This is a genomic window from Parahaliea mediterranea (assembly GCF_017255185.1).
GTDB lineage: Bacteria > Pseudomonadota > Gammaproteobacteria > Pseudomonadales > Halieaceae > JAFKCZ01.
On record NZ_JAFKCZ010000020.1, the window covers coordinates 21,537 to 36,094 of the forward strand.

The following is a 14,558-nucleotide window of genomic DNA, read 5'->3' on the forward strand; positions in this document are numbered from 1 at the left end:
GCCGGCGCGTGGGCGCAAGGAGACCGAGACCATGCGATCACCCCTGGCACACTTCCCCTGGATGGCGGCGCTGTTCAGCCTCTGGCTGGTAGCCGCCGAGACCCAGGCGCAATCCTGCCCCGCGCTGTCGACCCTGGCGTCCTCCTGCCGCAACAACGATTGCGACGCGGAGCTCGGCGAAAACGCGCTGAACTGCCCCGAGGATTGCGCCGATCCGGGCAGCCAGGTAATGGCCTATTACACCCAGGGCATGGCCTGCGCGCCGGCACCGATCTACGAGCCGCTGTCGGTGGCCGAGCTGCAGGAGGATGTGCGCGCGGTGGTGAGCTCCGGCCTCAAGGTCAAGCCCGCCGGGACCAGCCACTCCGCCACCAGCATCATCTGCGGCGACGGCAATTCGGCGGTGATTCGCTCCACCCACCTCAACGCGATCGGCCCCGTCGAGAGCTTCGAGGCTTACAGCCACACGGTGAATGTGGAGGCGGGGGTGGAGATCAACGACTTGCAGGAAAACCTCGCGGCCCAGGGCTTCAGCCACGGCTTCGGCGCCACCGGTTTCGGCGGCATCAGCGTGGGCGGCGCCATCGCCACCGGCGCCCACGGCTCCTCGCTGCAGTCCTCCTCCACCATTTCCTCGGCCGTCGTGGCGCTGGACGTGGTTGGCCCCGACGGCGCCCTTGCCACCTACTCGGAGGGCACGACCGGCGTGAGCGATCCCCAGCTGTGGTCGGCGCTGAAAACCAACCTCGGCCTGCTGGGCTATGTGGCGCGGGCGCGCCTGAAACTGGAGCCGCAGTTCAATATCGCCATGGAAGTGCGCTACGTGGATGAAACCAGCTTCGTCGCCGATGGCGGGGTGGACGCCGCGGTGGCCGGCTGTGATTACGTGTTCCTCACCTGGTTCCCGGGGCAGGACGAGGTGCAGTTGCTGTGCGGCAGCCGCACCGCCAACCCGGTGGACAGCCCCTATGCGCAAAACCAGCTGTTTACGCCCAACCTGTCGGGCATTGAAACCACCTTCGCGGTGCCTGGCTTGCAGTTCGCCATGTGCAACCAGGGCCAGCAGTGCAGCATCGAGAACACACGACTGGCGCTGTACCGCGACCAGCCGCCGCTGGTGATCACCGAGGGCCCGGAACCGCTGTCGCCGGTGGCCTCGCGGCACACGGTGCTCACCGGGCCCTCCCACCGCATGATCACCCTGCAGCCGGAGAAATTCCTGGATAACCAGCCCAGCTTCTCCCAGCTCGAATACGAGGGCGCCATGCCCTTCAGCCAGATCCAGGACGCGGTGCAGTACCTCAACAGCATCTACAACCGGGACGGCATCTGCCAGCCCCTGATCGGCACCATCATGCGCTTCGACAACGCCGACGACGGCCTGTTGATCTCCGGCAACCACGCCCGCAACGGTATTGTCGACGGCGAGCGCATGGTGCACCTGGAGTTCGTGGAGTACTGGGGCTACGGCCTGGACGAGGCCGGGCTCGAGGCGCACGTCAACACCCCCTACCGGGAGATCGTGACCCACCTGGTGGAGAACTTTGACTACTGGCCGCACTGGGGCAAGAACGACGAGTGGGTGTTCCAGTTGCCCGCCCTGCAGGCGCGCAACGCCCCGGAGCGCAATACTTTTAACCAGGCGATTGCCCAGCTCGACCCCTACGGCGTGTTCAGCAACACCTTCACCCGGGACGCCGGTTTCGTGTCGCCCCAGGAAGGCGGCGACTTCGCCCAGGCCTACTACGGCGCCTGCGCCGGCCTGGACAGCGATGGCGACGGCATCAGCGACTGCGCCGACAAGCACCCCAACAACTTCTCGGGTATGTACGCGCGCATCGACGATCTCGGCTGGGGCGACGGTTTCTTCGCCGACGGCAGCTGCGGCAACGCCGACGACTGGAATGAAATGAAAGGCAACTTCGGCGCCGAGCAGGCGCAGAACATGCGCGCCGGCTGGGACTACGCCTCGGAAAATCACACCTACACCGCCGCCACCTTCAACTGGAACCCGGCCTGGGGCGGCAACGCGGGCAACTGGAACCGTTCCTGGGAGGTGATGTTCTCCGCCGAGTTCGTGGCGCCGGCCACGGGGCGCTACTGCTTCGGCACCGACAACGGCAGTCCCGGTACCACCATCGTCACCGGCCGCAACAGCTGTTCCTCGGTGTGGATCAACAAGTCGCAGGTGGCGGAAGTCGGCTACAACGCCAGCCCCCGCCGCCCCGCCGGCTGCGTGGACATGGTGGCCGGGCAGAGCTATCGCTACGACCTCTACAACCGGCACCACAACGCCAATGTCTCCAACAGCTTCGTGTCCCACCCCAGCTGGTGTTTTGGCGGCGACAGCGATTGCGAGCCGGTGCAGGCCCTCGACCAGAACGATTTTATCGCCAAGCCGGATACCGGCAGTTTTTGACGCCGGCGGTGTTGCCCGGCGGGGGCGCGCAAGGGAGTGCGTCGACCGCGCCGGGCAATACCGGCGCGTCAATTCCACGACTGGATAGTGGCCCGCCCCGGGCGGGTCCTAAAACAGGCGCTCCAGCCGGTCGCCGTGGCCGCGCACGCGCAATTCCCCGCGCAGCAGGGTGAGTAGCGCCAGGCAGTCGTCGCGATTGAGGAAGTCCCCCACCGGCACGCGCTCGCTGCGGCTGTGCAGGCAGATGCCGGGCCCCTCCCAGGGGTGGCGCTCGCGGTCGACGCTGATCCCGGTGTTCTCGCGGGGAAACTGCCAGCTCTGCCGGGGCAGGTAGTAGCCCTTTTCGATCCGCACCCGCTCGTCGTCGAAGGTGATGATGTGCCGGTACTGCAGCTTCCAGTTCACCAGGTAGAGCGCGCCGCCCAGGGCCGCGAGTTCCAGCCCCGCGATGGGCAGGATGGGCCAGGCCCCCGCCAGCGCGAAACCGGTGGCGATGCCGAGGGAGGGCACGGCCAGCACCAGCAGCACCAGTTTGTTCGCGCGCCAGCTGGCCGAGTGATTGGGCCTGGCGACGATGGTCAATCGGTGCTTGTGTCGGCGGGAGGTAACCACGGGGCGCTTCCGGTGACATTTCCTGTTAAGTTTAGCTGACTTACGGCATTGGAGCAGGAGGTATCCGTCATGGTTGACAGTCTTGAGGCGCAGGCGTCGCTGGTGGCCCCGGATGACAGGGAGGCCCTGGCGCGGGCCCTGGTGGTGGACTGCCGCTACTCGCTGGCGGATCCGGACGCGGGCCGCGCAGCCTACGACGCGGGTCATGTTCCCGGGGCGTTCTACCTCGATTTGGGCAGGGACCTGTCGGCGCCGCCGGCCGAGCACGGCGGCCGTCACCCGCTGCCCGAGCCGGCGCGCTTCGCCGCGACCCTGGCGGGCCTGGGCATCCATCGGGGCAGCGAGGTTGTCGCCTATGACGACAACGGCTTTGCCTTCGCCGCGCGGCTGTGGTGGATGATGCGCAGCCTGGGCTACCGGCCGCCGCGGCTGCTGGACGGCGGTTACAGCGCCTGGCTGGCGGCCGGTGGAGAGCCGGAAACCCTGGTGCCCGAACCCGATCCCTGCGAGGCGCCGGATGTCGGCCACTGGACGGGCTGCTGTGATATCGCCGGCCTGCGCGAGGCCCAGGCCGCCGGGGCCTGGCTGATCGACTCGCGGGAACCCCGCCGCTACGAGGGCCTGGAGGAGCCCATCGACCCGGTGGCCGGACACATCCCCGGCGCGCTCAACCGTCCCTGGCAGGGCGCCACCACGGCGGCGGGAGCCCTGCGCGATGCCGAGGGCCTGCGCGAGCACTGGGGGGAGGCGCTGGAGGCCGAGGCCCTGGTGGTCTACTGCGGCTCGGGGGTGACCGCCTGTGTCAATCTGTTCACCCTGGTCCGCCTGGGTCACCACGAGCCACGGCTCTACCCGGGCAGCTGGTCGGACTGGTGTAGCTACCTCTGACTAAAAATCAGGGAGCGATTCGCCGCGCAGCCAGGTACCCGTGGCGGGGTGTTCAAAACCGATGCGGGTGGCGTGCAGCATCAAGCGATCGGCCATCGCCAGCGCCTCCGGGTGGGCGTACATGTCGCAGCCGAGGATGGGGTGGCCCAGTTCGCGCATGTGGATGCGCAGCTGGTGCGAGCGGCCGGTCACCGGCGACAGCTCCAGGCGGCTGCGATCGCCCCGCCGCTCCAGTACCTGGTAGCGGGTGAGGGCCTGCTTGCCGCGCTCGTGGCAGATCAGCTGCCGGGGACGGTTGTCCCAGTCGCAGGCGATGGGCAGGTCGATTTCGCCGCTGTCCCGCGCCGGCTCCCCCCACACCACCGCGGTGTAGGTCTTCTCCACCCGGCGCTGCTGGAACTGGCGGCTGATATGGGCGTGGCACTCGCGGGTCAGGGGAATGATCATGATGCCCGAGGTGTCCAGGTCCAGGCGGTGCACGATACTGGCGCTGGGGTAATCCCGCTGCAAGCGCGTGATCAGGCAATCCTTGTTCAAGGGGTGGCGGCCGGGAACGCTCAACAGTAAATCCGGCTTGCGCACCAGCAACAGGTGCTCGTCCTCGTGCAGCACGAGGATCGGTTCCTGGCTGTGGGGGACGATGTAGGGGGGCAGGGCGTCGGACATGGCGCGCTATGCTAGCGGGATTCCCCGTGGCGGGCCACCCTGGCGCGCCGGGTCTCAGGCGCGGATAATGCCGCTCCCCGAAGACAGACCGAGCATCTTGTGAACGAAGCCCTCGCCCAGCTCCAGCGGCGCCTGTGCGCCATCCTGCCCGCGGCTCGACTGGAAACCACGCCGCTGCCCATTGCCGCGCCCCTGTCGCTGCAATTGCTAAACGCCGATTATCCCCAGGGCGAACTCGATGCCGACACTGTGCAGCGTGTGATGAACAACCCCCTGTACTGGGTCTTTTGCTGGGCCTCGGGGCTGGTGCTGGCGGACTGGTTGCTCGCGAACCCGGACTGGGTGCGCGGCAAGCGGGTGCTCGACTTTGGCTGTGGATCGGGGGTGGTGGCGATCGCCGCCGCGCTCGCCGGGGCGCGGGAGGTGGTGGCCTGTGATATCGATCCCGACGCCCTGGCGGCGACCGCCGCCAACGCCGCGCTGAACGGGGTGTCCCTGGAGCTTTGCGATAACTTTGATGCGGTGAAGGGGGAGGTCGAGCTGCTGATCGTGGCGGATGTACTCTACGACAGGGCCAACCTGGCCTGGCTGGAGCGCTTCCTGCTGCGCGCGGACCGGGTGTTGCTGGCCGACTCCAGGGTCAAGGACTTCCGCGCCCCGGGCTACCGCCAGATCGCCGCCCGGGAGGCGCACACCCTGCCCGACCTGGACGAGTCGGCGGCCTTTCGCGATGTGCGCATCTACCTGGGGGAAGTGGTTACCGGTACTGGTGCGGCCCCTTGCCCCAATTGAAGATCTCGAAAAAGCTGTAGGAGGGGTCCGCCTGTCCCGGCGTGCCGATACGCGAGCCCTCGATCATCGGGTGCTCGAGGTCCACCGTGGTTTCCGGGTCCACCTTTACCCAGTCGGCCACCACCGCGCGGTGGGTGTATTTCCATACGCCGTCGCGTTTTTCGTATTTGTCGAAGTAGCGTCCGCCAATCAGCACGTCCATGGCGCCGCCGTCCACCGCCACTTGGTGGAAAGCCAGGATATACACCTCGCCCTCCGCGCGATCGCCATCCAGCACGATGTTCAATGTGGTGACATTGTGGTGCAGGATCAGCATGTTTTCCTGGATGCCCGGCAGCGCATCGATGAATTCCATCGCCGGGCCCTGGAAAAACTGGCCGTGCTCGTCGATGGCGTCCTCGTGATAGAGGCTGCGCATCTTGTCGTTGTCGTGGCGGTCGGCGGCGTTGCAATAGGCGTACACCAGTTCGGTGATGGCCTGTTTGTCGAGCAGCGCCTCGAGGCGCGGGTCCAGGGGGGAGGGGTCGGACATGGGGTATTCCTTGTGTCGCGTCCGGCCCCGTTGCGATGTGTCTAGGGATGCCGGCTCATGTTTTTCCGAGCGCGCGCTGGTAGGCGGCGACGGTTACCGCCAGGCCCATCCGCAGGGCGTCCACCGTCAAGGCGTGGCCGATGGAGACTTCCAGCAGGCCGGGGACCCCGGCGGCGAAACCAGGCAGGTTGTGCAGGTCCAGATCGTGCCCGGCGTTCACGCCGAGCCCTTGTTCCGCCGCCACCTCCGCGGCGCGCGCGAATTGCCCGAGTATGGTAGCCACATCGTCCCGGCGCTCATAGGCGCGGGCGTAGGACTCGGTATAGAGTTCTATACGGTCGGCGCCGGTTTGCGCCGCCAGCCGGATTTGTTCCTCGTCCGGGTCCATGAACAGGCTGGTGCGGATCCCCAGCGACTTGAGTTCTGCGATCAGGGGCGCCACGGTGTCGCCGTCGCGCTTGAGGTCGAAACCGTGGTCGGAGGTGAGCTGGGCATCACCGTCGGGTACCAGTGTGCACTGGGCCGGCCTGATTTCGCGCACCAGTTCCATAAAGCCCGGGTAGTCGCCGACCCCGTCCCGCCCGCTCTTGCGCGGGCCGGCCATGGGGTTGCCCTCGATGTTGAATTCCACGTTGAGCATGGCCGCCAGGTCAAAGCAATCGCTGGCGCGAATATGGCGCTGGTCGGGGCGGGGGTGGACGGTGATGCCGTTCGCGCCCGCGTCGATACACATCTGTGCGTGCGCGGGGATGTCCGGGTTGCGCGTATCCCGGGAATTGCGGATCAGCGCGATTTTGTTGAGGTTGACCGAGAGGGCGATCACAGCAGGCTCTTGCGCTCGATGGTTTGAATGATGATCGGCTCCACCGGCACGTCGCTGTGGCCGCCCACATTCCCCACCGGGGAGGTGGCGATGTAGTCCACCACGTTCATGCCGTCGGTGACCTCGCCGAACACGGTGTAACCGGGTTGGCCGGGGGCCCAGTCCAGGCGCAGGTTGGTGCGCTGGTTGATGAAGAACTGGGCGGTGGCGGAGTCCGGGTCCGCGGTGCGGGCCATGGCGACGCTGCCGCGGATGTTGTGCAGGCGGTTCCCCGACTCGTTGACGATGGGTTCGCCGGTCTCTTTTTCGCTCATGTCCGGCATGAAGCCGCCGCCCTGGATCATGAAGTTGGGGATCACCCGGTGGAAGATGGTGCCGTCGTAGTGACCGGCTTCCACGTAGTTCAGGAAGTTCTCCACCGTGACCGGTGCCTTGTCCCGGAACAGGCGCAGCGTGATGTTGCCCTGGCTGGTCTTGATCACCACCTGGGGGTTGGGCAGGCCGCTTTCGGCGGCGCCGGCGAAGGGCGCCAGCAATAGCGTCAGGGTGAGGGTCAGGGCTCTCAGCATGTCGGGTTTCCTCGGGCCGTTCAATCGGTCAGTGTGGGTGGGTCGCTCAGGCCCAGCCGGAACTGCGCCGGCGTTTGGGCCACAGCCGCGGTACCACCAGGGTGATGATCACCCCCAGTAACACCGCCAGGGCGCCGTCGATAAAGGCGCTGCTCTGCAGCTTGTCCTGCAGGCGCTGGTTTTCCGCTTCCAGGGTGTCGACTTCGGCCCGCAGGCTCTCGGATTCCTCGGCCAGCCGGCGATTGTCCGCGTCCAGTTGGACCGCCTTGCCGGAGATTTGTTTCAGGTGGGCCAGCTCCTCGGTGACCTGGGTCAGGTTGCTGCCGGTATCGCTGACCTGGGTACTCAGTTCGCTGCGTTCGGATTGCAGGGCCGTCACCTGCTCGCCGAGCTCCCGGTTCTGTGCCTCAAGTTGCTCGGCGCGGGCCTGGACACGGCGCAGGCGGCTTTCGGCCGGCTCCTGCGTCATCAGGTACTGGGCTCGCAGCCAGCCTTCGTCACCGCCGGCGGTGGTAATGCGGGCCCATTCGCCATCGGCGCTTTCCTCGTGGACCGTCAGCCGGGTGCCGGAGGGCAGGCCGCGGTGCACGATGCGGTACTCGTTGCCCGCGCCGCTGCGCAGCGGGATGTATTGGGTGTCACTGATATAGCGGTTCTCTTGGGCCAGGGCGAGGCCGGCGCCCAGGCCGAGATACAGCAGCGCGAAAAGGGATGTAATGCGAAGCAAGACAGTTTCCTTGATCGATCGGTTGGTTGGGTCGAATCCGTGGGCCCCTAGAATAACACGGTTTGCCCGCGGTTCAGGGCAGAACCCGCTTGTAGGGTTTAACCACCACGTGGCGGAACACGCCGGCGTCCACGTAGGGGTCGGTGTCCGCCCAGGTGGTGGCGTCCTCCAGGCTGTCGAACTCGGCGATGATCAGGCTGCCGGTGAAGCCCGCCTCGCCGGGCTCCTCGGTGTCCAGGGCCGGGTGGGGGCCGGCCACCAACAGGCGGCCCTCGTCGACCAGCGCCTGGATGCGCGCCAGGTGGGCCGGGCGGGCCTGCTGGCGCAGGGCCAGGCTGTTGTCGACATCCTCGCAGATGATGGCGTAGTACATGGCGTGGCTCCTGTTATTTGTTGGTGGCTTTGTCGCGGGCTTCGCCGCGGCCATCGCCGCCGGCCGGGTCGGGGTCGTCCTGGTCCTTCAGGTGGGGCCCGATCATCAGCGCGGTGATCACGGTCAGTACCACGGTGAAGCCGATGGCGGAGTAGAGTTTGTAGCTCACCCAGGCTTCCTCGCTGAAACCGTAGGCCACCACCAGGTTGAGCGCGCCGACAATAATGAAGTTGGCCACCCACAGCAGGTTGAGGCGGGCCCACACCGCGTGCGGCAGGCGCAACTGGCTGCCGAGGGTGCGCTCCATGAGGTTCTTGCCGCCGATGAATTGTGAGCCCCCGAACACCAGCGCCAGCACCCAGTTGAAGATGGTGGGCTTCCACTGGATGAAGGCCTCGTTGCGGAAGACCAGGGTGGCGCCGCCAAACACGCACACCGCCAGCAGCAGCCACAGCAGTCGGCGCTCCAGGGTGCGGGTGATCACCCAGGTGAGCAGCACCTGCAGCACGGTGGCGATCATCAACACCGCGGTGGCGCTGAAAATGCCGTCGATGGTATAGCTCCAGTCGCCAACGGCGAGGGTCTCGCCCTTCATCTGGTAGACAATGAAGAACAGGGCGATGGGAATAAATTCGGCGAGTTGTCTCATAGGGCTTGTGGCGGGCTCCGGCGTGTTACCATGCGCATTCTACACGGCCGTGGCGCGCCCCGTGGGCGCCCCGCAGCCGATACCGGCAACGCTGAATAATCGGGAACGAGAGTGTACGGTCTGTGCTGATTGACTTCCACACCCATTCTACCGCCTCTGACGGGGAGTTGAGCCCCGCCGACCTGCTGGCCAGGGCGGTGGCGCGCAATATCCGCTATTTTGCCATTACCGACCACGACACCGTGGAAGGTTACCTGGCGGTGCGCGACGCCGCCCTTGGCGAGGACCTGACCCTGGTGTCGGGGGTCGAATTCTCCTGTCGCTGGTCCGGGGTTACCGTGCATATCGTCGGCCTGGGCATGGATGTGGCGCACCCCGCCATGCGCGAGGGCCTGGCGCGTCTCGCCACTGCCCGCCACGAGCGCGGCGCCAAAATCGCCCGCCGGCTGGATAAACTGGGCTTTCCCGGGGCCCTCGACGGGGCCGTGGCGGAGGCCGGGGACAGCCAGCTGGGGCGGCCGCATTTCGCCGCCTGGATGTTGGCCCAGGGGCATGTGGCGACGGTTGGCGAGGCCTTCGACAAATACCTGGGCCAGGGCAAGCCGGGGGACGTGAAGGCGTTCTGGCCGGAGTTGGCGGAGGTGACCGGCTGGATCGTGGCCGCGGGCGGCGTCGCCATTGTTGCCCACCCCCTCAAGTACAAGCTGACCGCCAGTAAATTGCGCCGCCTGGTGGCGGATTTCCGGGCCGCCGGGGGGACCGCGCTGGAGCTGGTCAACGGCCGGCAGACGCCGGACCAGACCGCGCAACTGCGCCGTCTCGCCCGGGAGTGCTGCCTGGCGGTTTCCGCCGGCAGTGATTACCACCGCGACAGCACCTTCGGGCCGCAGCTCGGGGTGGAGTTCAGGGCGCCTGAGGGTTTGCCCTGCGTGTGGGAGCGCTGGCAGGGCCCCGCGACTTCCCGGGAGGCAGCGCTGTGAGCCAGTTTTTCCAGGTCCACCCGGAGAACCCGCAGGCGCGGCTGATCAGCCAGGCGGTGGATATCATCCGCGGCGGTGGCGTGGTGGTCTATCCCACCGACTCCGCCTACGCCCTGGGCTGCCACATCGGCGACAAACAGGCCCTGGACCGTATCCGGCGTATCCGCCAGCTGGACGACCGCCACAATTTCACCCTGGTGTGCCGCGACCTGTCGGAAATTGCCACCTACGCGCGCGTGGACAACACGGTTTACCGCCTGCTCAAGCACGCCACGCCGGGGCCTTATACTTTCATACTGCGGGCCACCTCCGAGGTGCCGCGGCGACTGATGCACGCCAAGCGCAAGACCGTGGGCCTGCGGGTGCCCGACAACGCCATCGCCCAGGCCCTGCTGGCGGACCTGGGCTACCCGCTGATGAGCGTGACCCTGATCATGCCCGGCGATGAATACCCGCTGATCGACCCCTACGACATTCGCGAGTTACTGGAACACCAGGTGGACCTGGTGATTGACGGCGGCTACTGCGGCATGGAACCCACCACGGTGGTGGACCTGGCGGACGACCTGCCGGTGGTGACGCGCCAGGGCAAGGGCGACCCCGAGCCATTTGCGGTGTAGGGTCGAATTCATTCGACCACGGCGGAATGAATTCCGCCCTACAGGGGAATACCCCCCCGACCGTGTAGGGTCGAATTCATTCGACCACGGCGGAATGAATTCCGCCCTACAGGGGAATACCCCCACGACCGTGTAGGGTCGAATTCATTCGACCACGGCGGAATGAATTCCGCCCTACAGGGGAATACCCCCCGACCGTGTAGGGTCGAATTCATTCGACCACGGCGGAATGGATTCCGCCCTACAGGGGGAATGCACCCGGACCGCGTGGGGTCGAGGGCCGGCCCCGCTTTTTGGGTCATTCATTCGACCAAATTCCCGCCGCGTTCAGGTATACTCGCCCCAATATATGGCAGGTGAACGCGTGAACGAGACCCATCCGCAGGCCCCGACCGGGGAGGAGACGCCGCAGCCCGGCGCCCAGGCGCCCCAGCAGGGCGAAATGCCATTCGCCGTGGTCATGGGCAAGGCGATTACCGAGCTGCCCAAGGACCTGTATATCCCGCCCCAGGCGCTGGAGGTCTTTCTCGAGGCCTTCGAGGGCCCGCTGGACCTGCTGCTCTACCTGATTCGCCGCCAGAACCTCGATATCCTCGAGATCGACGTGTCGAAGATCACCGAACAGTACATGGCCTACGTGGACCTGATGGATGCCATGAAGTTCGAGCTGGCGGCAGAGTACCTGCTTATGGCCGCCATGCTGGCGGAGATCAAGTCGCGCATGCTGCTGCCGCGCTCCACCGATGTGGACGAGGAGGAAGAGGATCCCCGAGCCCAGCTGATCCGCCGTTTGCAGGAATACGAGCGCTTCAAGAAGGCCGCCGAGGACATCGAGGAGCTGCCGCGACAGGAGCGCGACACCTGGGTGGCGAGCGCCAACCCCCCCGACCTCAATCGCACCCGGCCCGACCCCGAAGTGGACATGCGCGAGCTGCTGTTGGCCCTGGGCGAGGTGCTGCGCCGGGCTGACATGTACGAGAGTCATCACATCCAGCGCGAGGCGCTGTCCACTCGCGAGCGCATGTCCGAGGTGCTGGAGAAACTGTCCGGTGTCCAGTTCGTGCCCTTTGTGGCGCTGTTTTCCGCGGACGAGGGGCGCCTGGGAGTGGTGGTTACCTTCCTGGCGGTGATGGAATTGATCAAGGAGTCCCTGGTGGAAATCGTACAGAGCGAGCCCTTCGGGCCCATTCACGTGAAAGCCCGGTCCGAGTGAGCATGTCGGAAGTCAACCTGGTACAGATTATCGAGGGCGCCCTGCTGGCCGCCGGCAGGGCCCTGTCCGTGGCCCAGATCGGCGAGTTGTTCGAGGACCATGAGCGCCCGGACAACACCGCCATCCGCGAGGCCCTGGCGGAGGTCGCCACGCGCTGCGAGGAGCGCGGCTTTGAGCTGCAGGAGGTGGCCAGCGGGTTCCGCTTCCAGGTGCGGCAGAACCTCAGCCCCTGGGTGGCCCGGCTGTGGCACGAGCGGCCGCAGCGGTATTCCCGCGCCCTGTTGGAGACCCTGGCCCTGATCGCCTACCGCCAGCCCATTACCCGGGGCGAGATCGAGGAAATTCGCGGCGTGGCGGTGAGTTCCAACATCATCAAGACCCTGCACGAGCGGGAGTGGATTCGCGTGGTGGGGCATCGGGACGTACCCGGGCGGCCCGCCATGTACGCCACCACCCGCCAGTTCCTGGACTATTTCAACCTCAAGAACCTGGACCAGCTGCCCGCCCTGGCCGAGATCCGCGACCTGGAAACCCTCAACGCCGAGCTGGGCTTCTCCGACCCGGTCGGCTCCGAGGCCGCCAATGCGCCAGCCGAAGCGGAGGCCTCGCCCCAACAGGCCCTGGCGGTGGTCGGTGGCACCGATGTTGAGGGTGTCGGCGTGGCTGTCGAAGGCGCTGTCGCGGGCACCGGCAGCGACGACCCGGATAGTGACAACGCCGATACCGGGCCCGGGGCCGCGGCCGTGGACCGCCACGGTGACGAACCGGCGGCGCCAGCCGTGGACGACATGGCGCAGGCGGGTGAAACCGTGATCCCGGCCGGGGCGCCCGACGCCGATACCGATACCGATACCGATACCGATGGCGACGAACCGCCAGCGGCAAACCCCGACCCGGCCGGCGCCGGGGACGGTGACGACCACCCCGAGCGCGCCTGATGCAGCCTATGTCAAAACAAGCCAAACCGGACCTCCCCGCCGACAAGAGCGGTGAGAAGTTACAAAAAGTCCTGGCCCGCACCGGCCTCGGTTCCCGCCGGGAAATGGAGCGCTGGATCGAGGAAGGGCGCATCGCCGTCAACGGCAAGCCCGCCCGGCTCGGCGATCGGGTGGACGACAGCGCGCGCATCGCCATCGATGGCAGGCCCCTGGAGCGCCCGCCCGCGGAGGAAACCCGCTGCATTCTCTACCACAAGCCCACCGGCGAGGTGTGCAGCCGCAAGGATCCCCAGGGCCGGCGCACGGTGTTCGAGCGCCTGCCCAAGCTCAAGTCGGGCCGTTGGATTTCCATCGGCAGGCTCGATTTCAATACCTCCGGCCTGCTGCTATTCACCACCGATGGCGAATTGGCCAACGCCCTGATGCACCCGTCCTCCAACATCGAGCGCGAGTACATGGTGCGGGTGATGGGCGATGTCCGCCAGGAGCATCTCGATGCCCTGCTGGAGGGGGTCATGCTGGAGGACGGCGTGGCGCGTTTCACCGATATCCAGGACGGCGGCGGCGACGGCATCAACCACTGGTACTACGTGGTGATCATGGAGGGGCGCAACCGCGAGGTGCGCCGGCTGTGGGAATCCCAGGGCCTGACCGTGTCGCGTCTCAAGCGGGTGCGCTACGGCGAGGTGTTCATTCCCTCCAGGGTCAAGCAGGGCCAGTGGACCGAGCTGGAATCGAAGGAAATCAAGAGCCTCTACCGCATGGCGGACCTGCCCCAGAAGAAGGTGCGCCGCGCCTCCGGCAAGGAGCGCGAAAAGATGGAGCGCCAGTTCGGCAAGCGCGAGGGGCGGGGCGTGGCCAAGAAGCCCGGCCGTAAACCCGTAAAGAGCAAGCCCGGGAAGCGCGCCAGGTAGGTAGGGGAGGGGCTGCTCCCGGCGGCGGTTGTCCGCCGCTCGAGGTTTGCCAGATTGCCAGGGGGCGCCGTGATTATTGTGCGCTGTAGCCTGTATGCTACTGAGATTGCTCCGGAGATCGTCCAATGATTCGTCCGACTGAACCCGTTCTCCCGCGCGCGGGTGCGTGGCTCTTAGCCGCAGCGATCCTGACTATCGTCCCGCCCGCCCTGGCCGATAGCGTGGCCGCCCGCTGTGATATTTATTCCGCGGGCGAGGACCACAGCGACAACAGCGGCCCCTGCCGGTTTTCCCAACGGCAGGGTTATATCACCATTTCGCGAGCGGATGGCGTGGTCCATCGCCTGGAGCCGGTCGGCGATGCGCCCGGTAACTTTCGCGATGCGCAGGGCGGGGCGGTGTACCGGCAGTCCGGCCTCGGTAGCGCGGGACTGATCTTCCGGTTTCCCCATGAATCGGTCTACGTCTACTGGGATGCCGGTGAGGCCGATCAGGTCGCGGACGCCAATAATCCCACGGAGCCCTACACTACCGCGGACTACGACGCCACGACTTTGCTGCCCTGCAGAACCCTGGACAGCGACGATATGGCCAGTTGCCCCGCGGGTATTCTGCGCATGGAGGGCGGCCAGGCTTCGATCGTGGTGACCAGTCCCGGGGGCGAGGAATTTACGTTTAACTTTATGGCCGACTACGTGAATGCCACCAAGGGCAGGCAGGTCGACGCGCAGCTGTACGGTGACACCTGGCATGTGATCGTGGATGGCGCGGAGGAGTACCGGGTGCCGCTGGCCGCGATCGAGGGCGGCTAGTGCCTCACCTCGTATAACCGGCGGCGGCCGG

Annotated in this window: 17 protein-coding genes; 9 read left to right on the plus strand and 8 right to left on the minus strand. The window is 66.5% G+C overall.

Translation table 11 applies throughout. The features are described from left to right. Positions 1-31 precede the first annotated feature (31 nt). Positions 32-2,419 carry an FAD-binding protein gene (locus tag JYP50_RS20060; protein ID WP_206562353.1) on the plus strand — a complete coding sequence of 796 codons (2,388 nt, stop codon included), beginning with the start codon at positions 32-34 and terminating at the stop codon, positions 2,417-2,419. 108 nt (positions 2,420-2,527) lie between these two features. Here the strand turns inward: JYP50_RS20060 and JYP50_RS20065 are convergent, their stop codons facing one another. Continuing rightward, complete coding sequence (locus JYP50_RS20065; protein ID WP_206562401.1) at positions 2,528-3,031, minus strand: DUF2244 domain-containing protein; 504 nt, start codon at positions 3,029-3,031, stop codon at positions 2,528-2,530. A gap of 69 nt (positions 3,032-3,100) precedes the next feature. On the opposite strand from JYP50_RS20065, the gene JYP50_RS20070 reads away from it, so the two are divergent. Beyond that, positions 3,101-3,919 carry a sulfurtransferase gene (locus JYP50_RS20070; protein WP_206562354.1) on the plus strand — a complete coding sequence of 273 codons (819 nt, stop codon included), beginning with the start codon at positions 3,101-3,103 and terminating at the stop codon, positions 3,917-3,919. On the opposite strand, the gene JYP50_RS20075 is transcribed toward JYP50_RS20070, so the two are convergent. Beyond that, positions 3,920-4,585, minus strand: a complete 666-nt coding sequence (locus tag JYP50_RS20075; RefSeq protein ID WP_206562355.1) for a pseudouridine synthase — start codon at positions 4,583-4,585, stop codon at positions 3,920-3,922. 99 nt (positions 4,586-4,684) lie between these two features. On the opposite strand from JYP50_RS20075, the gene JYP50_RS20080 reads away from it, so the two are divergent. Continuing rightward, entirely contained in the window at positions 4,685-5,377 is a 693-nt protein-coding gene (locus tag JYP50_RS20080; RefSeq protein WP_206562356.1) for a 50S ribosomal protein L11 methyltransferase, read from the plus strand. Here the strand turns inward: JYP50_RS20080 and JYP50_RS20085 are convergent. From JYP50_RS20085 to JYP50_RS20110, 6 genes are all read right to left on the minus strand, one after another. Further along, positions 5,343-5,909 (minus strand): nuclear transport factor 2 family protein, encoded by a 567-nt coding sequence (locus tag JYP50_RS20085; protein WP_206562357.1) that lies wholly within the window; start codon positions 5,907-5,909, stop codon positions 5,343-5,345. The genes JYP50_RS20080 and JYP50_RS20085 overlap by 35 nt on opposite strands. A 55-nt stretch (positions 5,910-5,964) precedes the next feature. Beyond that, entirely contained in the window at positions 5,965-6,732 is a 768-nt protein-coding gene (locus tag JYP50_RS20090; protein ID WP_206562358.1) for a pyridoxine 5'-phosphate synthase, read from the minus strand. Then, positions 6,729-7,301, minus strand: coding sequence for a peptidylprolyl isomerase (locus JYP50_RS20095; RefSeq protein WP_206562359.1), 573 nt, complete (start codon positions 7,299-7,301; stop codon positions 6,729-6,731). Before JYP50_RS20095 ends, JYP50_RS20090 begins: the two co-directional genes overlap by 4 nt. 46 nt (positions 7,302-7,347) lie before the next feature. Then, positions 7,348-8,028: a TIGR04211 family SH3 domain-containing protein gene (locus JYP50_RS20100; protein WP_241263369.1), complete on the minus strand. Its 681-nt coding sequence runs from the start codon at positions 8,026-8,028 to the stop codon at positions 7,348-7,350. A 73-nt stretch (positions 8,029-8,101) separates the two neighbouring features. Beyond that, a complete protein-coding gene (locus JYP50_RS20105) occupies positions 8,102-8,401 on the minus strand; it encodes a YciI family protein (RefSeq protein WP_206562360.1) in 300 nt (99 codons plus the stop codon). 13 nt (positions 8,402-8,414) lie between these two features. Then, positions 8,415-9,050: an inner membrane-spanning protein YciB gene (locus tag JYP50_RS20110; protein ID WP_206562361.1), complete on the minus strand. Its 636-nt coding sequence runs from the start codon at positions 9,048-9,050 to the stop codon at positions 8,415-8,417. Positions 9,051-9,172: 122 nt separating this feature from the next. On the opposite strand from JYP50_RS20110, the gene JYP50_RS20115 reads away from it, so the two are divergent. The 6 genes from JYP50_RS20115 (at position 9,173) to JYP50_RS20140 (ending at position 14,527) form a co-directional block, all read left to right on the plus strand. Then, a complete protein-coding gene (locus JYP50_RS20115) occupies positions 9,173-10,030 on the plus strand; it encodes a PHP domain-containing protein (RefSeq protein ID WP_347136873.1) in 858 nt (285 codons plus the stop codon). Further along, positions 10,027-10,650 carry an L-threonylcarbamoyladenylate synthase gene (locus JYP50_RS20120; protein ID WP_206562362.1) on the plus strand — a complete coding sequence of 208 codons (624 nt, stop codon included), beginning with the start codon at positions 10,027-10,029 and terminating at the stop codon, positions 10,648-10,650. Before JYP50_RS20115 ends, JYP50_RS20120 begins: the two co-directional genes overlap by 4 nt. A 364-nt stretch (positions 10,651-11,014) precedes the next feature. Beyond that, a complete protein-coding gene (locus JYP50_RS20125) occupies positions 11,015-11,863 on the plus strand; it encodes a segregation and condensation protein A (RefSeq protein WP_347136875.1) in 849 nt (282 codons plus the stop codon). Positions 11,864-11,865: 2 nt separating this feature from the next. After that, on the plus strand, positions 11,866-12,801 hold the full coding sequence (scpB, locus tag JYP50_RS20130) for an SMC-Scp complex subunit ScpB (protein ID WP_206562364.1): 936 nt from the start codon (positions 11,866-11,868) through the stop codon (positions 12,799-12,801). Between the two features lie 8 nt (positions 12,802-12,809). Then, a complete protein-coding gene (gene rluB, locus JYP50_RS20135; protein ID WP_206562365.1) occupies positions 12,810-13,715 on the plus strand; it encodes a 23S rRNA pseudouridine(2605) synthase RluB in 906 nt (301 codons plus the stop codon). Between the two features lie 221 nt (positions 13,716-13,936). Next, positions 13,937-14,527, plus strand: a complete 591-nt coding sequence (locus tag JYP50_RS20140) for a hypothetical protein (RefSeq protein ID WP_347136879.1) — start codon at positions 13,937-13,939, stop codon at positions 14,525-14,527. Positions 14,528-14,558: the final 31 nt, after the last annotated feature.